The organism is Rhodococcus sp. NPDC080181, assembly GCF_040702225.1.
GTDB classification, from domain to species: domain Bacteria; phylum Actinomycetota; class Actinomycetes; order Mycobacteriales; family Mycobacteriaceae; genus Rhodococcoides; species Rhodococcoides fascians.
This window is the reverse complement of the sequence record NZ_JBFBKN010000009.1, coordinates 1-19,537: the sequence shown is the minus strand read 5'-3', so window position 1 is coordinate 19,537 and position 19,537 is coordinate 1. Positions and strand designations below refer to the sequence as shown.

At 64.7% G+C, this 19,537-nt stretch carries 16 protein-coding genes and 1 rRNA gene; 15 read left to right on the top strand and 2 right to left on the bottom strand.

Annotation, left to right across the window (positions count from 1 at the left end):
• The first annotated feature begins 16 nt into the window (after positions 1 to 16).
• The 12 genes from pheT to AB0O58_RS12580 all read left to right on the top strand — a co-directional run bounded on the left by pheT (position 17) and on the right by AB0O58_RS12580 (position 15,154).
• Positions 17 to 2,503, top strand: a complete 2,487-nt coding sequence (gene pheT, locus AB0O58_RS12635; RefSeq protein ID WP_206498120.1) for a phenylalanine--tRNA ligase subunit beta — start codon at positions 17 to 19, stop codon at positions 2,501 to 2,503.
• 69 nt (positions 2,504 to 2,572) lie between these two features.
• Positions 2,573 to 3,127: a hypothetical protein gene (locus AB0O58_RS12630; RefSeq protein ID WP_206498119.1), complete on the top strand. Its 555-nt coding sequence runs from the start codon at positions 2,573 to 2,575 to the stop codon at positions 3,125 to 3,127.
• Positions 3,128 to 3,179: 52 nt separating this feature from the next.
• A complete protein-coding gene (argC, locus tag AB0O58_RS12625) occupies positions 3,180 to 4,235 on the top strand; it encodes an N-acetyl-gamma-glutamyl-phosphate reductase (RefSeq protein WP_094716024.1) in 1,056 nt (351 codons plus the stop codon).
• The gene (gene argJ / locus AB0O58_RS12620; RefSeq protein ID WP_366238240.1) at positions 4,232 to 5,470 is read left to right on the top strand and encodes a bifunctional glutamate N-acetyltransferase/amino-acid acetyltransferase ArgJ; all 1,239 of its coding nucleotides are present in this window, start codon (positions 4,232 to 4,234) and stop codon (positions 5,468 to 5,470) included. Before argC ends, argJ begins: the two co-directional genes overlap by 4 nt.
• Positions 5,467 to 6,381 carry an acetylglutamate kinase gene (gene argB / locus AB0O58_RS12615; RefSeq protein ID WP_366238239.1) on the top strand — a complete coding sequence of 305 codons (915 nt, stop codon included), beginning with the start codon at positions 5,467 to 5,469 and terminating at the stop codon, positions 6,379 to 6,381. Before argJ ends, argB begins: the two co-directional genes overlap by 4 nt.
• The gene (locus AB0O58_RS12610; protein WP_366238238.1) at positions 6,378 to 7,583 is read left to right on the top strand and encodes an acetylornithine transaminase; all 1,206 of its coding nucleotides are present in this window, start codon (positions 6,378 to 6,380) and stop codon (positions 7,581 to 7,583) included. Before argB ends, AB0O58_RS12610 begins: the two co-directional genes overlap by 4 nt.
• Complete coding sequence (gene argF, locus AB0O58_RS12605; protein ID WP_032365513.1) at positions 7,580 to 8,515, top strand: ornithine carbamoyltransferase; 936 nt, start codon at positions 7,580 to 7,582, stop codon at positions 8,513 to 8,515. The genes AB0O58_RS12610 and argF overlap by 4 nt, the downstream gene beginning before the upstream one ends.
• 23 nt (positions 8,516 to 8,538) lie before the next feature.
• Positions 8,539 to 9,027, top strand: coding sequence for an arginine repressor (locus tag AB0O58_RS12600; RefSeq protein WP_027497232.1), 489 nt, complete (start codon positions 8,539 to 8,541; stop codon positions 9,025 to 9,027).
• A 52-nt stretch (positions 9,028 to 9,079) separates the two neighbouring features.
• Positions 9,080 to 10,279, top strand: a complete 1,200-nt coding sequence (locus tag AB0O58_RS12595) for an argininosuccinate synthase (RefSeq protein WP_048318718.1) — start codon at positions 9,080 to 9,082, stop codon at positions 10,277 to 10,279.
• Positions 10,276 to 11,724, top strand: a complete 1,449-nt coding sequence (argH, locus tag AB0O58_RS12590) for an argininosuccinate lyase (protein WP_027497230.1) — start codon at positions 10,276 to 10,278, stop codon at positions 11,722 to 11,724. The genes AB0O58_RS12595 and argH overlap by 4 nt, the downstream gene beginning before the upstream one ends.
• 101 nt (positions 11,725 to 11,825) lie before the next feature.
• On the top strand, positions 11,826 to 14,843 hold the full coding sequence (locus tag AB0O58_RS12585) for an AMP-binding protein (protein WP_366238237.1): 3,018 nt from the start codon (positions 11,826 to 11,828) through the stop codon (positions 14,841 to 14,843).
• A gap of 104 nt (positions 14,844 to 14,947) precedes the next feature.
• Positions 14,948 to 15,154 (top strand): Trm112 family protein, encoded by a 207-nt coding sequence (locus AB0O58_RS12580; protein ID WP_032400023.1) that lies wholly within the window; start codon positions 14,948 to 14,950, stop codon positions 15,152 to 15,154.
• Positions 15,155 to 15,164: 10 nt separating this feature from the next.
• Here AB0O58_RS12580 and AB0O58_RS12575 read toward each other — a convergent pair whose 3' ends face one another.
• Positions 15,165 to 15,920 carry an ABC transporter permease gene (locus tag AB0O58_RS12575; RefSeq protein ID WP_032400024.1) on the bottom strand — a complete coding sequence of 252 codons (756 nt, stop codon included), beginning with the start codon at positions 15,918 to 15,920 and terminating at the stop codon, positions 15,165 to 15,167.
• On the bottom strand, positions 15,917 to 16,684 hold the full coding sequence (locus tag AB0O58_RS12570) for an ABC transporter ATP-binding protein (protein ID WP_230591926.1): 768 nt from the start codon (positions 16,682 to 16,684) through the stop codon (positions 15,917 to 15,919). Before AB0O58_RS12570 ends, AB0O58_RS12575 begins: the two co-directional genes overlap by 4 nt.
• A gap of 37 nt (positions 16,685 to 16,721) precedes the next feature.
• On the opposite strand from AB0O58_RS12570, the gene AB0O58_RS12565 reads away from it, so the two are divergent.
• From AB0O58_RS12565 to AB0O58_RS12555, 3 genes are all read left to right on the top strand, one after another.
• The gene (locus tag AB0O58_RS12565; protein ID WP_032400025.1) at positions 16,722 to 17,375 is read left to right on the top strand and encodes a DNA-3-methyladenine glycosylase; all 654 of its coding nucleotides are present in this window, start codon (positions 16,722 to 16,724) and stop codon (positions 17,373 to 17,375) included.
• Positions 17,376 to 17,413: 38 nt separating this feature from the next.
• Positions 17,414 to 18,688 (top strand): tyrosine--tRNA ligase, encoded by a 1,275-nt coding sequence (tyrS, locus tag AB0O58_RS12560; RefSeq protein WP_027497224.1) that lies wholly within the window; start codon positions 17,414 to 17,416, stop codon positions 18,686 to 18,688.
• 562 nt (positions 18,689 to 19,250) lie between these two features.
• Positions 19,251 to 19,537: ribosomal RNA gene (locus AB0O58_RS12555) — 16S ribosomal RNA — on the top strand; the annotation flags it as partial.

The window sequence follows — 19,537 nt, the reverse complement described above, 5'->3', positions numbered from 1 at the left end:
AAAGAGCTGAGCACACGTGCGAGTCCCACATTCCTGGTTGACCGAGGTCCTGCACGCGGGTACTCCCGACTGGTCCGTCTCGCCCGACGAGCTCGACGAGGGTTTCGTACGCGTCGGTTTCGAGGTCGAGGAGCTGGTCTCGTTGGACAACGTGACGGGGCCACTCGTGGTGGGTCGGGTCGAGTCGATCGAGGAACTGACCGAATTCAAGAAGCCCATTCGGTTCTGCCTCGTGAACGTGGGGGCCGACGAGCCTCAGGAGATCGTCTGTGGAGCACGCAATTTCGCCGAGGGGGACCTGATCGTCGCGGCTCTGCCCGGCAGCGTTCTGCCCGGTGGATTCGCCATCGCGTCGCGCAAGACGTACGGCCGCAACTCCAACGGAATGATCTGCTCGACGCTCGAGCTCGGTCTCGGCCGGGACCACTCCGGGATCCTGGTACTACCTGAAGGTACTGCGCAGCCCGGAGACGATGCCAAAGTCGTTCTGGGCCTGGATGACTCGGTGATCGAGCTGAACGTGACACCGGATCGCGGATACGCCTTCTCGGTGCGCGGCCTGGCCCGTGAGTTGGCGTGCAGCTTCGATCTTCCGTATGTGGATCCGGCGCGCACGATGCCCACCGAGGTCACCGGCGACGCCTGGCCCGTGACTGTCGAGCCAGAGTCCGGTACTTCTCGGTTCGCTCTGCGGAAGGTCGTGGGTATCGATTCTGCTGCCGTCACTCCCTGGTGGATGCAGCGGAGACTGCTGCTGGCCGGGGTGCGACCGATCTCGGTGGCCGTGGACGTGACCAACTACGTGCTCCACGAGCTCGGCCAGCCGTTGCATGCTTTCGACGCGAGCAAGCTCGACGGTGATCTCGTCGTGCGGCGCGCGAATGCGGGGGAGACGCTCACGACGCTCGACGGCGTCGAGCGCTCGCTCGATGCGGAAGACGTGGTCATCGCCGACGGAACGGGAGCCATCTCGTTGGCCGGCGTCATGGGCGGGGCGTCCACCGAGGTCGACGACTCGACCAGCGACGTCGTTCTCGAAGCAGCATCGTTCGATCCGCTCGCGGTGTTCCGAACCGGCCGTCGCCACAAGCTGTCGAGCGAGGCGAGCAAGCGATTCGAGCGGACTGTGGATTCGGCGCTCCCGGTTGCGGCGCTCGATCGGGCCGCACAGTTGCTCGTCGAGATCGCCGGTGGCCGTATCGAGCCGGTGCTGACCGACATCGGCGAGGCTGCCCGGTTCCCGTCGGTGACGATGGACTTCGACCTGCCCGATCGGATCGCGGGTGTGCAGTACCCCGACGGGACCGCTGCTCGACGGCTCGCTCAGATCGGCTGCACCGTCGAGGTGGATGTCGACGGTGGCGGCCACGGACAACTGGTCGTCGATCCTCCCTCGTGGCGACCCGACTTGGTGCAGCGCGCCGATCTGGTCGAAGAGGTGCTGCGGCTCGAAGGGCTCGAGAAGATCCCGTCGATTCTGCCGTCCGCTCCCGGTGGGCGCGGCCTCACCGTCGAGCAGAAGCGTCGGCGGGCAGTCGGCAAGGCCCTTGCGTTCGCCGGCTACGTCGAGGTTCTTCCGCCGGTGTTCCTGCCCAAGGGAATCTTCGACACGTGGGGCCTCGACGCGGACGACCCGCGCCGAGCGACGACGTCGGTGTTGAACCCGCTCGAGGCCGACCGCCCCGAGCTTGCGACGACCGTGCTTCCCGGTCTGCTCGAAATGCTGAGCAGGAATATCGCCCGCGGTCAGCGGGACGTGTCTTTGTTCGGAATCGCCCAGGTCGTTCTCCGGCACGACGCCACCGCTGCAGTGGACGCGTTGCCGGTCGATCGGCGACCGACCGACGATCAGATCGCGATGCTCCGTGGGTCCCTCCCCGCACAGCCGGTACACGTGGGCGTGGTGCTCGCCGGTCAGCGTGAGCCCTCTGGGCCCTGGGGTCCGGGCCGAGCAGCCGAGGCCGCGGACGCGTTCGCCGCTGTGCGCACGGTTGCCGCGGCGTCCGGTGTGCACGTCGATCTTCGTGCCGCACAACACCTTCCCTGGCATCCGGGCCGGTGCGCCGAGGTTCTTCTCGACGGTGAGGTCGTCGGGCATGCAGGCGAACTGCATCCGGCCGTGCTCGAGCGAGCCGGTTTGCCGCCGCGTACGTGCGCGGTGGAGCTGAGTTTGAGTGCTCTGCCCGTCGTCGAATCGCTTCCGGCCCCCGAGGTATCGCCGTACCCGGCCGTGTTGCAGGACGTCGCTGTCGTGGTCGACGCGTCCGTGCCCGCTGCGTCCGTCGAGGCTGCGCTGACGATCGGCGGTGGAGAACTGCTCGAGTCCATCCGACTGTTCGACGTCTACGAGGGTGAGCAGGTCGGCGAGGGGCGTAAGTCGTTGGCGTTCGCCCTCCGGTTCCGCGGTACGGACGGCACCCTGACCGAGGATCAGGCGACGGCGGCTCGCGACGCAGCCGTGGCTGCGGCGTCCACAGCGGTCGGTGCCCAGCTGCGTAGCTGAACCGTCGACGGCGCGGCCGGTGTTGTGCGTAGCGTGGTGTCATGACGGGTACGACGACGGGAGCGGCCGATGAGTGAATCCGACACGCAGGGCACGGCCTCGGATCTGCAGGTGTTGAACGAGGTTCTCGCGGCGGTTGTCGGCCGACCTCGGTTGGCTCCGGTGGCAGCGGCGGCATCTGCTCTGGCGGCCGAGTTGGGGACGGCGGAACCCGAGCCCGCCGGGCCGGATCGCGGCGTCCCGCCGGGAACCGTTCCCGATGTGGATGTTCCGCAGGTGACGAAACCTCGTATCGACCAGCCGCTCGGCGATCCACCACCGGGAGCTCCGTTGGGCGGAACGGTGCCGGGCGTCATCGATGCGGAATTGGTCGACGACCTGCCAGTCGGCGGGGGTGGGGGTTATGTCGGCGGTGCTATTACGGGCGACTTCACCGACTCCGGGGTGCCGACCTGGGACGGGGTGCGAGAAAAGGTGGAGCACCGCTCGGGTACGGCTGTCGGGGCGGAGGAGCTGGACCGGGAATCGAGAGCCGGTCAGGACCTGGACAAACAGTGGAACGATCGGCAGGAAGCCGGCCGAAAGAAGCTCGACGAAATCCGTAGATCGATGGGTAACAGCTAGCGTTTCCGGCCCGCCGATGAATGAGCTTGCATGATGCTGCATAATAAACCGCATGACTATTTCGGAGGCAACGCCGAAGCGCATCGCGGTGGCAGGTGCCAGTGGCTACGCCGGTGGTGAGATCCTTCGCCTGCTGCTCGGCCACCCGGCCGTACGCGACGGCTCGTTGGTCATCGGAGCGCTGACTGCGGGCGGCAATGCAGGCGCGACACTGGGTGAGTTCCATCCCCACCTGTTGCCGCTTGCCGACCGTGTTCTCGGCCCCACGACGGTCGACGAACTTGCCGGGCACGACGTGATCTTCCTCGGGTTGCCGCACGGTAAATCCGCCGAACTCGCGCTTCGGTTGCCCGAATCCGTGGTGATCATCGACTGCGGTGCCGATTTTCGCCTCAACGACTCGGCAGCCTGGGAGAAGTACTACAAGTCTCCGCATGCGGGGACTTGGCCGTACGGGCTCCCAGAGCTACCGGGGCACCGCGAGCTCCTGGTCGGGGCCACGCGTATCGCCGTGCCCGGGTGCTATCCGACGGTGTCGAGTCTTGCCCTGGCCCCGGCAGTTGCCGCCGGAATCATCGAGCCACGGGTCAACATCGTTGCGGTCACCGGCACGTCCGGTGCGGGCCGGGCACCCAAGGCCGACCTGCTGGGCTCCGAGGTGATGGGCTCGGTTCGCGCATACGCGGTAGCAGGCGCGCACCGGCACACTCCGGAGATCGTGCAGAATCTGTCGGCGGTGGCCGGTACCGACGTGTCGGTGTCGTTCACTCCGGTACTCGCGCCGATGCCGCGTGGCATTCTGGCCACCTGTACGGCCGTGACCACCGCTACCGAGGCTCAGGCCGTCGAGGTGTACGAGAAGGCCTATGCCGCGGAGCCCTTCGTTCATGTTCTTCCGGCCGGGCGGCTGCCGCAGACCGGTTCGGTCATCGGATCGAACGCTGTGCAGATGAGTGTGTCCGTCGATGCAGACGCCGGTTTGCTGGTCGTCATCGCGGCCATCGACAACCTGGCCAAGGGAACAGCCGGTGCAGCAGTGCAATCGATGAATCTGGCGTTGGGAATCGACGAGACCGACGGTCTCTCTACCGTAGGAGTTGCTCCATGACCGGCCTGAAGAGCGAGACGGACGCGGTCGCCTCGATCGCGGGGAAGCTGGTGCGTTCCCAGGGCGTGACGTCTCCCGCCGGATTCCGTGCGGCCGGGATTCCCGCGGGTATCAAGGCAAGTGGCAGGTCCGATCTGGCTCTGGTGTTCAACGAGGGCCCGGACTTCACGGCAGCGGGCGTCTTCACCCGCAACAAGGTCAAGGCCGCGCCGGTGCTGTGGTCGCAGCAGGTGCTCACCACCGGTCGGCTTCGCGCGGTGGTGTTGAACTCGGGCGGTGCCAACGCTTGTACCGGTGCACCCGGTTTCCAGGACGCGCATCGGACGGCGGAGGAGGTCGCGTCCGTGTTGAGCAACTGGGGTTCGGAAACAGGGGCGATCGAGGTTGCCGTGTGCTCGACGGGTCTCATCGGCGACCGGTTGCCGATGGACAAGCTGCTGCCCGGAGTGACCGAGGTGGTGCACGAACTGGCCGGCGGTATCTCCGGAGGCACCGATGCCGCCTACGCGATCATGACCACCGACACCGTGCCGAAGCAGGCGGCCGTTCATCACGCCGACAAGTGGAATGTCGGCGGTATGGCCAAGGGTGCAGGCATGCTGGCACCCTCACTGGCCACGATGCTCAGCGTCATCACCACCGACGCCGTCGCCACTGCGGAACAGCTGGACAAGGCGTTGCGTGCGGCGACCCGGCTGTCGTACGACCGGCTCGACGTCGACGGTGCGTCCTCCACCAACGACACGGTACTGCTGCTCTCCTCTGGGGCGAGCGGTGTGAGCCCGTCGCAGGAGGACCTCGACGCTGCTGTTCTGGCGGTGTGTGACGACCTCGCCGACCAGATGATGGCCGATGCCGAGGGCGTCACCAAGCGAGTGAAGATCACCGTCTCCGGTGCAGTGTCCGAGGACGAGGCTCTCGTCGGTGCGAGGACGGTCGCCAGGGACAGTCTCACCAAGACAGCTCTGTTCGGTTCGGATCCCAACTGGGGTCGTGTACTGGCGGCAGTCGGTATCGCACCGATCGAACTCGATCCGGATCGGATTGCCGTGTCGTTCAACGGCAATCCGGTGTGCATCGACGGCGTCGGCGCTCCGGGTGCGCGCGAGGTCGACCTGTCCGGAGTCGATATTGCCGTGACCATCGACCTCGGACTCGGGTCCGGTACGGCCACGATCAGAACGACGGATCTGTCCCACGCCTACGTCGAAGAGAATTCGGCGTACTCGTCATGACCGCTGCCGCAACACTATTGACCGCAGCGCAGAAGGCGTTCACGCTCGCCGAGGCACTGCCCTGGCTCCAGCGTTTCTCGGGCAAGATCGTCGTGGTGAAGTACGGCGGGAACGCCATGATCGACGATGATCTCAAACGAGCATTCGCCGCCGACATGGTGTTTCTCCGCACCGTCGGAATTCACCCCGTCGTCGTACATGGCGGAGGCCCGCAGATTTCGGCCATGCTCACCCGACTCGGCCTGACGGGTGAGTTCCGCGGCGGATTCCGGGTCACCACACCGGAAGTCATGGACATCGTTCGGATGGTGCTGTTCGGGCAGGTCGGCCGTGAACTCGTCGGCTTGATCAACAGTCACGGGCCCTATGCCGTCGGAATCTCGGGGGAGGACGCGCACCTGTTCACCGCGACCCGTCGTTCGGTCCTGGTCGACGGCGTCGATACCGATATCGGTCTGGTGGGCGACGTCACCTCGGTAGATCCGAAGGCGATCTTCGATCTGATTGCCGCAGGACGCATTCCGGTGGTCTCCACCATCGCACCCGACAGCGACGGCGTGGTCCACAACATCAACGCCGACACCGCTGCTGCTGCTCTCGCCAGTGCGATCGGGGCCGAGAAGTTGGTCGTGCTCACCGATGTCGAAGGTCTCTACACGGCGTGGCCCGATCGCAGCTCGCTGACCTCTCGAATCGACGCGTCGGAACTCGACGCCTTGCTGCCCACGCTCGATGCCGGGATGGTTCCGAAGATGGAAGCGTGCCTGCGGGCCGTTCGTACCGGCGTGCCGTCGGCGCACGTCATCGACGGTCGCGTCGAACATTCGGTTCTCGTGGAGCTGTTCACCGGTGAGGGCATCGGCACCATGGTCACCCCCGATCACTCGTCTACGTCAGGAGTCACGTCATGACCGGCACGCAGTCCACGGTCGATCTACAGCAGCGGTGGTCCACGTCGCTGATGGACAACTACGGTGTGCCGCGCGTAGCGCTCGTCCGAGGCGAAGGCGCAGTGGTGACCGACGCCGACGGCAAGCAGTACCTCGACCTGCTGGCCGGTATCGCCGTCAATATCCTGGGCCACGCTCATCCTGCGGTGATCGAGGCGGTCACTGCTCAGCTCTCCACTCTGGGTCATACGTCGAATCTGTATGCGACGGAACCGGGTATCGAACTGGCCGAGCAATTGCTCGCACACCTGGGTGCGGGTGCGACGGGACGAGTGTTCTTCTGCAACTCGGGTACCGAGGCCAACGAGGCGGCGTTCAAGATCGCGCGTCTGACCGGTCGTCCCCACATCATTGCCGCCGAGAAGGCCTTTCACGGACGGACGATGGGTGCACTGGCGCTCACCGGACAAGCCGACAAGCGAATTCCGTTCGAACCCATGCCTGCCGGTGTCCAGCACGTGCCCTACGGAGACATCTCCGCGCTCGAGGCATCCGTCGATTCCGACACCGCCGCAGTGTTTCTCGAACCCATCATGGGGGAGGGCGGCGTGGTCGTTCCTCCGGACGGGTATCTCGTTGCCGCACGTGAGATCACGGCGAAGCACGGCGCGCTGTTGGTCCTCGACGAGGTGCAGACCGGTATCGGCCGCACGGGCTGGTTCTTTTCCCACCAGTCGGTCGGCATCGTGCCCGACGTGATCACCTTGGCCAAGGGGCTGGGCGGGGGTCTGCCCATCGGAGCCTGCATCGGCATCGGGGCGGCGGGAGAGTTGTTGCATCCGGGCAAGCACGGCACCACCTTCGGCGGCAACCCGGTCTGCGCCGCTGCTGCGTTGGCGGTGTTGCGGACCATTGCCGCCGACGACCTCGTTTCGCACGCCGACAGCCTCGGCAAGACCATCGCTCATTCCATCGAGGCTCTCGAACACCCTCTCGTCAGCCATGTTCGGGGCTCCGGGCTTCTGCTCGGAGTGGTGCTCACGGCCGCGGTTGCGCCTGCAGCCGAGGCAGCGGCCCGTGACGCAGGCTTCCTGATCAATGCAGCGCAACCAGACGTATTGCGGCTCGCACCGCCGCTGATCATCACCGAAGAGCAGGCCGCGTCGTTCGTCTCGGCACTACCGGCAATTCTCGACGCAGCACAGGAGGCACACCAGCCATGACCGTTCAGCACTTCCTTCGCGACGACGACATCACCCCGCAGCAGCAGGGCGAAATTCTGGCGCTCGCGGCCGAGATCAAGCGGGCTCCGTTCTCCAAGCGGCCGCTCGAGGGGCCGAAGGGTGTCGGTGTGATCTTCGAGAAGAATTCCACCAGAACTCGGTTCTCGTTCGAGTTGGGCATTGCGCAGTTGGGCGGCCACGCCGTTGTGGTCACCGGAAGCGACACTCAACTGGGACGCGAGGAGACTCTGCAGGACACCGGCCGCGTGCTCTCCCGCTACGTCGAGGCAGTCGTCTGGCGTACGTTCGGGCAGAAGCGGCTGGAGCAGATGGCAACGGGTGCAACGATTCCCATCGTCAATGCACTGTCCAACGAATTCCATCCCTGCCAGGTCCTCGCCGATCTGCAGACGCTGATCGAGCACAAGGGGAACCTGACCGGACGGACGCTGGCGTACTTCGGCGACGGTGCCAACAACATGGCACATTCGCTTCTCATCGGCGGAGTGACCGCGGGACTCGATGTCAGAATTGCCGCTCCGAAGGAATTCGCACCTCTCGGTTACGTCCTCGATGCCGCACGTGCGCGCGCCGAGGAGACCGGAGCGTCCATCACGGTCACCGAAGACCCCGACGAGGCCGCCGACGGTGCCGATGCTCTCGTCACCGATACCTGGACATCGATGGGTCAGGAGAACGACGGACTCGATCGAGTCGCTCCGTTCCGGCCCTACCGCATCGACTCCGAGCTGCTGTCGAAGGCGAAATCCGACGCCGTCGTGCTGCATTGCCTTCCTGCCCACCGCGGCGAGGAAATCACCGACGAGGTGCTCGACGGTCCGCACAGTGTCGTCTGGGACGAGGCCGAGAACCGTCTGCACGCGCAGAAAGCACTGCTGGTCTGGCTCCTCGAGCAGGCTCGGCGACCGTGAGTGACGACGTCACTGCGGTTCCGCTGACCGCGTCGACCCGCGCGGGCAGACAGGCGCGGATCATCGCGTTGCTGGCCACGCATCAGGTGCGCAGTCAACCGCAGTTGGCGTCGTTGCTCGCCGCCGAGGGGATCGACACTACCCAGGCGACGCTGTCGCGTGACCTCGAAGAGTTGGGTGCGGTGAAGTTGCGCGCTCCCGACGGCGGAGTCGGGGTGTACGTGGTCCCCGAGGACGGCAGCCCGGTGCGCGGGGTGTCGGGCGGAACCGACCGTCTCCTGCGGCTGTTGGGGGAGCTGTTGGTGTCCACCGATCACAGCGGAAACCAGGCAGTTCTGCGGACACCGCCCGGAGCTGCGCATTACCTGGCCAGCGCGCTCGATCGTGCTGCATTGCCGGAAGTCGTGGGAACGATCGCCGGGGACGACACGATCCTGCTCATCGCCCGTGAACCGACCACCGGCGGCGAGATCGCCGACAAGATAGAAAAGCTCGCTCGACGCGGAAACTGAGATCCGGTCACTCCGCACTGCACCACACGAACCACGAAGGAGCGTCATCACCATGGCCGAACGCGTCATCCTCGCCTACTCCGGCGGACTCGACACCTCTGTCGCCATCAGCTGGATCGGACGGGAGACCGGCAAGGAGGTCGTCGCTGTTGCCATCGACCTCGGCCAGGGCGGTGAGGACATGAATGTCGTCCGCCAGCGCGCATTGGACTGCGGCGCAGTCGAATCGGTCGTCGTCGACGCCAGGGACGAGTTCGCCGACGAGTACTGCCTGCCGACCGTGCAATCCAACGCGCTGTACATGGATCGGTATCCGTTGGTCTCGGCCATCAGCCGTCCGCTGATCGTCAAGCATCTGGTGGAGAACGCACGTGCGCACGGCGGAACCGTCGTCGCGCACGGGTGCACGGGCAAGGGCAACGACCAGGTCCGGTTCGAGGTCGGCTTCAACACGCTCGCTCCGGAGCTCGAAGTGCTGGCACCGGTACGCGATTACGCGTGGACCCGGGAGAAGGCGATCGCGTTCGCCGAGGAGAACGACATTCCGATCAACGTCACCACCAAGTCACCGTTCTCCATCGACCAGAACGTGTGGGGACGGGCAGTGGAGACCGGCTTCCTGGAAGATCTGTGGAACGCGCCGACGAAGGATGTGTACGACTACACCGAGGACCCGACGGTCAACTTCCAGGCACCCGACGAACTGATCCTCACGTTCGACAAGGGTCGCCCGGTCGCCATCGACGGCCGTCCGGTGTCGGTGCTCGGTGCGATCCAAGAACTCAACACCCGTGCGGGCGCTCAGGGTGTCGGCCGATTGGACGTCGTCGAGGATCGCCTCGTCGGCATCAAAAGCCGTGAGATCTACGAGGCTCCCGGTGCGATGGTGCTGATCCGCGCGCACGAAGAACTCGAGCACGTGACCCTCGAGCGCGAACTCGGCCGCTACAAGCGTCATACCGACCAGAAGTGGGCCGAGCTGGTCTACGACGGCCTGTGGTATTCGCCGCTCAAGGGTGCACTCGACACGTTCGTTCAGCACACGCAGGAACACGTCTCGGGCGAGATTCGACTGGTCTTGCACGCGGGCGGAATCATCGTCAACGGCCGTCGCAGCGGGGAGTCGTTGTACGACTTCAATCTCGCCACCTACGACGAGGGCGACACGTTCGACCAGTCGGCGGCCAAGGGATTCGTGCAGCTGCACGGGCTCTCCTCCAAGATCGCAGCGAAGCGGGACCTGGGCCTGTGACCACGTCGAGCAACGCACACGGAACCAACGAAGGCTCGCTGTGGGGCGGGCGCTTCGCCTCCGGACCGGCGGCTGCCATGGCTGCCCTGAGCAAATCGACACACTTCGACTGGGTTCTCGCGCCCTACGACATTCGCGCGTCCATGGCCCACGCCCGGGTTCTGAACGGTGCCGGACTGTTGACCCCGCAGGATCTCGAGACCATGCTCGACGGTTTGCAGCGGCTGGCCGACGACGTGGCGTCCGGTGAGTTCGTCGCGGCCGAGTCGGACGAGGATGTGCACGGCGCTCTCGAACGCGGATTGATCGATCGGGTCGGACCCGAGGTGGGTGGCCGCCTGCGTGCCGGCCGCTCACGCAACGACCAGGTCGCGACTCTGTTTCGAATGTGGTTGCGCGACGCCGTCCGTCGGGTGGCGGTCGGTGTTCTCGACGTCGTGGACGCACTGGCGACCCAGGCCGCGGCTCACCCCACCGCGGTCATGCCAGGCAAGACTCATTCGCAGGCGGCGCAGCCGGTGTTGTTGGCGCATCATCTGCTCGCACATACTCATCCGCTGCTGCGTGATGTCCAGCGGTTCGCGGACTTCGACAGGCGAGCGGCGGTGTCGCCCTACGGTTCCGGCGCTCTGGCCGGCTCCTCGCTCGGTCTGAGCCCCGAGAAGATCGCCGCCGAACTCGGCTTCGATTCGTCCGCCGAGAACTCGATCGACGCCACGTCCTCGCGTGATTTCGCGGCGGAAGCCGCGTTCGTGTTGGCGATGACGGCGGTGGACCTGTCTCGGTTCGCCGAGGAGGTCATCTCGTGGAGCACACCCGAATACGGTTACGTGACTCTTGCAGATGCATGGTCGACGGGCAGCTCGATCATGCCGCAGAAGAAGAATCCCGACGTCGCCGAATTGACTCGTGGCAAGACGGGCCGCCTGATCGGAAATCTGACCGGCCTGTTGGCCACCCTCAAGGCACAACCGTTGGCGTACAACCGAGATCTTCAGGAAGATAAGGAGCCGGTCTTCGATTCGGTTGCACAGCTCGAGTTGCTGCTCCCGGCTCTCACCGGTTTGACGGCGACATTGGAGTTCCACACCGATCGCATGGCCGAGCTCGCGCCGGCCGGGTTCACACTCGCGACCGATATCGCCGAATGGATGGTGCGGCAAGGGATTGCGTTCCGGGTCGCCCACGAGGCAGCGGGAGCCTGCGTGCGCGCGGCAGAAGCGCGGGGCGTGGGGCTGGTGGATCTGACCGACGACGAGCTCGCGTCGATCGATCCGGCGCTCACTCCGGCAGTACGCGAGGTGCTCACCGTGGAGGGTTCCATTTCGTCGCGTGATGCTCGCGGCGGCACCGCGGCAGTTCAGGTGGCGCATCAACTCGGTGGTGTGCGGGCGACTGCGTCGACGTTGCGCGCGTGGGCCGAGGTGCCGGTGTTGCGGCACTAGTCGACATCCTCGCCGTATTCCACGAGTGTGATGTGAGAAGCTTTCGTCACGCGAAGACCGATGTCGGTCGTTCCGTCGGGGCCGAACGCAGGAGTGTATTTGTGGGACTGAATGCAGACGCGGTACGTGGTCCACTGCGGCGTGCTATCGCAACGGCCCAGAACGGGCTCGAGGTCATCCGACTGGGTGGTCTCGAGACCGAGGTGGATCCGTCACCTTTTCGGGTGATGGACCGTGAACCGATGTATCGGTTGCGGCGTTACTTCCCCGACGACGTTCCCGTGGACAGTCCTCCGGTGGTGCTGATTCCGCCGATGATGGTCTCCGCGGACGTGTACGACGTCACCACCGATCAAGGTGCGGCCGGCATCCTGCACGGCATGGGCATGGACCCGTGGGTGGTCGATTTCGGTTCGCCCGATACCGAAGAGGGCGGGTGGAGCCGTACTCTGGCCGATCACGTCGTCGCCATCAGCGAGGTCGTGGACAAGGTGCACGAGCACACCGGCCGCGACGTTCACCTCGGCGGATACTCGCAGGGAGGCATGTTCTGCTACCAAGCTGCCGCCTATCGAGGTGGACGAAACCTGGCCAGCCTCATCACGTTCGGGGCTCCGGTCGACACCTTGGCCGGCTTGCCGTTGGGTATCCCGGCGGGTGTCGCCACTCGGGGCGCGGAGTTTCTCGCCGATCATGTATTCACGCGCTTGGCCGTGTCGGGGTGGATGGCGCGGACGGGATTCCAGCTACTCGACCCGGCGAAGACCGTGCGGTCTCGTTTGGATTTCCTGCGACAGTTGCACGATCGGGAAGCACTGTTGCCTCGGGAGCCGCAGCGCCGCTTCCTGGCGATGGACGGCTGGGTGGCGTGGTCCGGGCCCGCCGTGGCCGAGTTGCTCAAGCAATTCGTCGTGCACAACCGCATGATGACCGGCGGCTTCGTCATCAAGGACAGGCTGTTGACGCTTGCCGAGTTGACGGTGCCGGTGCTGGCGTTCGTCGGCGAGGTGGACGACATCGGACAGCCGTTGGCGGTCCGCGGAATCCGGCGTGCCGCACCTCGTGCTCAGGTATTCGAAACCACTTTGCGTGCAGGTCATTTCGGTCTCGTGGTGGGTAGTACGGCAGCTGCGCAGACATGGCCGACCACCGGAAACTGGATTCGGTGGCGCGAGAACCTCGGACCGAAGCCCGAGGCAGTTCGCGTCATGGAACACGAGGAGCACTCGGACAGCGACAGCGGAGTGTCGATCACCAACAGGCTCATCCATACCGCTGCCTCCATCGCCGAAGTGGGAGTCGGTGTGGGACGCGGATTGGCCTCTGCTGCGACCGGTGCTGTGCGCGGCACTCGTGAGATCTCGACCGAGGCCGTGCGCACCCTTCCGCGACTGGCGCGGCTGGGGCAGATGCAGCCGCACAGTCGGGTCTCGTTGGGCCGCTTGATCGCTGAGCAGGGAAGAAAGTCCCCGCTCGGCGAGTGCTTCCTCTTCGACGACCGTGTGCACACCTACGACGCCGTCAACGTGCGTATCGACAACGTGGTTCGAGGTCTGATCAGTGTCGGTGTACGGCCAGCATCGCGCATCGGTGTGCTGATGGAGACCAGGCCGAGTGCCCTCGCCGCCATCGCGGCTCTGTCGCGCATCGGCGCTGTTCCGGTGTTGCTGCAGCCGGGTAGCGACCTCACTGCCGCGTTACGCACCGTGGACGTCGACACTGTGATCGCCGATCCGGAGAATGCCGCAGCGGCCGTTCCGGTTGCGCCCAACGTGCTAGTGCTCGGCGGTGGTGAGACGCGGCGACTCGAGGTTCCGGACGGCTACGAGGTGATCGACCTCGAAGCCATCGACCCCGACGCCGTCCGACTCCCCGCCTGGTTCGAGCCGGATCCCGGTCGCGCTCGCGAACTGGCGATGATTCTGTTCACTACGACCGATCGTGGTCTCGAACCGCGATACATCACCAACCACCGCTGGGCGCTGTCCGCCTTCGGTACCGCGACAACGGCCGCTCTCGGTCCCGGCGATACCGTGTATTGCCTTGCACCGCTGCATCATTCGGCGGGCATACTCGTGACCATCGGCGGCGCGCTTGCCGGCGGATCGAGGATCGCTCTTTCCCGTGGTCTCGATCCCGAGCGCTTCAGGGAAGAGGTGTACCGCTACGGCGTTACCGTCGTCAGCTACACGTGGACGATGATGCAGCAGATCGTCGACGAGGGGCGCTTCCCGGTCGACACCGGTCACCCGGTTCGGCTGTTCATCGGCTCCGGTATGCCGGTGGGATTGTGGCGTCGCACGCTGGCGAAGTTCACCCCGGCGCGAGTCCTCGAGTTCTATGCCTCCACCGAGAACGATGTCATTCTGGCCAATGTCGCCGGGACGAAGATCGGATCGAAGGGACGTCCTCTGCCCGGCAGTGCGCGAGTGGCTCTGGCGGCGTACGACCCGATCACCGGTCGACTCGAAGAGGACGACGACGGATTCGTGCGGCAGTGCCGCGACAACGAGATCGGACTGCTCCTGGGCCGCCCGAGCGGTGACGGAGAGGCGACCAGCCATGTCATGCGTGGGGTCTTCGAGCCCACCGACGCGTGGATACCCACCGAGAACCTGTTCCGGCGTGATTCCGACGGCGATTACTGGCTCATCGATCGTAAGGACACTGTGGTGCGCTCGGCGCGGGGGCCGGTGTACACCCAGCCGATCGTCGACGCCGTCGGCGATCTCGACCAGGTCGGTTCGGCCGTGGTCTACGGGGTTCGTGTTGCCGTCGACGGGCCACGGTCGATCCGCATGGAAGCGTCGGCTACCGAGGTCGCAGTGTGCGCTGTCTCCCTGCAGCCGGAAGCGGTGATCACCGCTCGCGCTCTCACCGATGCCCTGGGAGTCCTGCTTCCGGACGAGCGCCCGGCGATCGTCCACGTTGTGTCCGACATCCCGGTCGGTCGCGCCTATCGACCCAACGCGTCTGCATTGAAACAGGCAGGAATTCCTACTCCGAGCGCACGATCGTGGTACTACGATCCGGAGTCGAACAGCTACCGACGACTGACGAAAGCTGTTGTGGCAGAACGCTTCGTGGGACGTCAGGCCACCGCCGAGAAGTCTTCCTGACATGAAGGTACGGCCGGCGGCCCCGACGACGGAAACAATCGGCGTTCGGTAGCGTGAACGAAGACCATCACTCCGACTTGGTCGGAGCAGACAGAAGGACACCTGTGGCAATCGACTCGACACTGCTCTCCATCCTCGCGTGCCCTGTGGACAAGGGCCCGCTCCTGCTCGTCGAGGACGAATTGCTCTACAACCCGCGACTGCGTCGCGCATATCCGATAGAGAACGGCATTCCGGTGTTGCTCGCCGACGATGCGCGCGATGTCGACGACACCGAGCACGAGTCGATTCTGGCGCGCGCCACGTCCTAGATCACTTCGTTCATGGTGTCCGCCGACGCAATGTCGCTGCCGCACCGGTCAGCGCTGCCACGGTGAACATCACGACCACGGCGATGTCGGCCCCCATGCGCCTGGTTGCATCGGGGTGGACGGATATTTCCTGCAGGGCGTCCACCAGGTAGCTCAGCGGCAGAAGGTTGCTGACTGCACCGAGCCAACTCGGCATCTGATCGCGGGCCACCAGGAGCCCGCAGAGGAAGAGCTGCGGGATCACGACGACCGGCATGAACTGGACCGCTTGAAATTCGGTACGTGCGAAAGCGCTGCACAACAGCCCGATCGCCACACCGAGCATCGCTCCGAGTACCGCGATCACCAGAACCCACCCGATCGAGCCTTCGATGTCGAGCCCGAGCAATCCGAATGCGAGTGCGCACGCGAGCAGCGCCTGCCCTACAGCGGCGAGCGAGAACGCCGAGCCGTAACTCGCAAGCAGGTCCATCTTGGACATCGGTGTGGTCAGCAGGCGTTCGAGTGTTCCCGTGCTGCGTTCACGCTGCATCGAGATCGACGTGAGCAGAAACATGACGACGAACGGCAGAATGCCGAGCATCGTGATCGCAATTCGATCGAACGACGATTGTTGGTTCGGCGGAGCCGGGACGTCTCGGTACAGGAAATACAGCAACACCATCAGTAGAGACGGCACGAGCAGGACCATGGCCACCGATCGGTGATCGGCTCTGAGCTGGCGCAGGATTCGACCCGTACCCGCTGCGTAGATTCGTGCGTTCACGATGTCTGTTCCGTGGATCTGATGAGCGAGAGGAATGCGCGGTCGAGGTTCGTTTCCTTCGTCCGCGCCAGTAGCGCTTCGGGGCTCGATCGGTCCAGGACGGCACCGTCGCGCATCAGTACGAGCTGGCTGCAGTGTTCTGCCTCCTCCATCACGTGGCTCGAGACCAGCACTGTCGTACCTACCGCTGCGATTGCGGCGAATCGTGACCACAGTTCCGAGCGAAGGACGGGATCCAACCCGACCGTCGGCTCGTCGAGGACGATGAGTTCGGGTTCGGCGACCAGCGCGCTGGCCAGGGAGACCCGGCTCAGTTGGCCACCGGAGAGCTCACCCGCCCGCGACGCCGCATGGTCGGTGAGTCCGACAGCCGCGATGGCGGACGCCACCTCGGAGTGGCGGCGACCGTAGAGCGACCCGAAGTACTGCACGTTCTCGCGAACGGTGAGGTCTCGGTACACGCTCGGTGCCTGCGTCACGTACCCGACGGTGCGGCGCAGGGAGGTGGAGCCGGCTGGGCATCCGAGCACTGTCACGGTTCCGCCGGCAACGATCTGCGTGCCGACGATGGCGCGCATCAACGTGGTCTTTCCGCAGCCCGATGGGCCGAGGAGGCCGGTGATGGCAGCCCGCGGAATCGTCAGGGACAGATTGTGGAGCACCGTTCGGTTGCCGCGGCGAACCGTCAACCCTGTGATCTCGACGGCATGTTGCCCGGTGAACGCCATGTCGGCCTCCAGACTCTCATCGATCGATGCAGTCATAGCCCCGTCGATGCCTCGAGGTCAAGGGTTCAGCATCATGGGACGGGTGAACGCTGCTGACTTGGAAATCGGAGAGCCGGACGACGCAGCCCGACGTATCCTCGGGGCCACCGTCCATGCAGGCGCGGTGTCGGTACGCATCGTGGAGGTCGAGGCATACGGCGGTCCGGTCGACGGTCCGTGGCCCGATCCCGCTGCGCATTCTTTCCGTGGTCCGACACCCCGAAATGCCGTGATGTTCGGTCCGGCGGGTCGGCTGTACGTCTACCTGAGTTACGGCATGCACCTGTGCATGAACGTCAGTTGCGGGCCGGACGGGACGGCCGCTGCCGTCCTGCTTCGAGCCGGTCAGGTAGTTGCAGGTCACGACCTCGTCGACGGCAGGCGCGGTGGCGGAAAGTCGCGAACAGCGCGGGTCGAGGCCGGGTGGGCTCGAGGGCCCGGCAATCTCGGACGAGCACTCGGAGTGGGACTTGCCGACAACGGGACCGATCTGTTCGACGCGTCGTCACCGATCACCCTCGAGCTGCTCGAACATCCGCTGGGCGACGAGGCGTTGAAAGTCGGTCCACGCGTGGGTGTGAGCGTGGCAGCAGACAGACCGTGGCGTTTCTGGCTACCGGCCTCGCCTGCAGTGTCGAACTACCGGCGCAGTCCCCGCGCTCCCCGGCCCGGCTTGCGTGAGGGCTGAACGAGGCGGCGGCAAGTGCATGCGGGAAGATCGACGTCGTGAGCGAGAACATCATCGACGAATTGACCTGGCGCGGACTGATCGCGCAGTCCACCGACGTGGAAGCACTGAAGAAGGCCACCTCGGACGGGCCGATCACGTTGTACTCCGGTTTCGACCCGACCGGACCCTCGCTCCACGCCGGCCACCTCGTTCCGCTGCTCGCCTTGAAGCGGTTCCAGCGGGCCGGTCATCGGCCGATCATTCTGGCGGGCGGCGCAACCGGACTGATCGGTGATCCTCGCGATGTGGGGGAGCGGACCATGAACTCCCGTGAGGTGGTCACCGAATGGGCGTCGCGTATCCGGGGGCAGCTCGAACGGTTCGTAGACCTGGACGACGGCCCTACCGGTGGCGTGGTGGTCAACAACCTGTCCTGGACAGGGGAGCTGTCCACCATCGACTTCCTCCGAGACGTCGGCAAACACTTCTCGATCAACGTCATGCTCGCGCGGGAGACGGTCAAGACTCGGCTCGAGGGCGACGGCATGTCGTACACCGAGTTCAGCTACATGCTGTTGCAGGCCAACGACTACGTCCAGCTGCGCCGGGAGTACGGCTGCAGTCTGCAGATCGGTGGCTCGGATCAGTGGGGCAACATCATCGCCGGCGTGGAACTGAACCGTCGGCAGGACGCCGAACAGGTTCACGCGCTGACCGTTCCCCTGGTCACGTCGTCGGACGGCAAGAAGTTCGGTAAGTCCACCGGTGGTGGCAGTCTCTGGTTGGACCCCGAGATGACCAGCCCGTACGCCTGGTACCAGTACTTCGTGAACACCGGTGACGCCGATGTGGTCAAGTACCTGCGCTGGTTCACCTTCCTGTCCCAGGACGAACTGGCCGAATTGGAGACAGCAACCGAGGAGCGACCGCACGCGCGAGAAGCTCAGAAGCGACTGGCAGCAGAGATGACGACTCTGGTTCACGGCGAAGAGGCGACTCGCTCGGTCGAACTCGCGAGCCAAGCACTGTTCGGGCGGGCCGAGCTCACCGACCTCGACGAGAGCACTCTGGCAGCGGCGTTGCACGAGGCATCTGTGGCCGACATCGAGGTGGGTGCTCCGAACACGATCGTCGACCTCCTTGTCGCGACAGGGTTGAGCGAGAGCAAGGGTGCTGCGCGACGGGCGGTCAAAGAGGGCGGGGCAGCGGTGAACAACGTCAAGATCGCCGACGAGAACTGGACACCGTCGAGCGACGACCTCTTGCACGGACAATGGTTGGTGGTCCGGCGCGGGAAGCGGAACTTTGCGGGAGCACGCGTGGCTCGCTGAATCCAGGATCGGCCAGTGGCCGGAGTCACATTGATGTAATTTGGTTTGGACATCCGCTCGAGGGGCAATCCATCGAGCGCGACCAGGCTGTTCACACCGATTGTGTCCGAACGACCTGGGGATTTGACGCGTTGTTATCCGGGGCGTAACTTTGTCCAAGTCAGAGCGACACGGACGTCAGCCCAGACCGCAAGGCCTGAGCGAAGCGGACGCGCTCTACACAATCTGGTTCGGACACTACTTCGGTTGTGTCTTAACCGCGGATCGAAGGCCAGTTTGACTGAGCCTGAACATCCGATCTAAGCTGGAACGGTTGCCCCGGACACCGACGAGATCATCTCGGACGTGAATGGTGTGTGCGTGTTCTTTGAGAACTCAACAGTGTGTCGATGAATGTCAGTGCCGAATTTTATTTGGTGAAAGCATTCGATGTATCAGCCATCCGCTTGTGGTGGCTGTTGTCGGGTGTTGTTTTGAATGCTAGTTGAGTTTATTTGCTAGTGATTTGACTTGATGTCTTTGACTGATTCACGGTCTTTCGGGACTGTTGTTTCGCAGGTCTTTTACGGAGAGTTTGATCCTGGCTCAGGACGAACGCTGGCGGCGTGCTTAACACATGCAAGTCGAGCGGTAAGGCCTTTCGGGGTACACGAGCGGCGAACGGGTGAGTAACACGTGGGTGATCTGCCCTGCACTCTGGGATAAGCTTGGGAAACTGGGTCTAATACCGGATATGACCGCATGCCGCATGGTGTGTGGTGGAAAGATTTATCGGTGCAGGATGGGCCCGCGGCCTATCAGCTTGTTGGTGGGGTAATGGCCTACCAAGGCGACGACGGGTAGCCGACC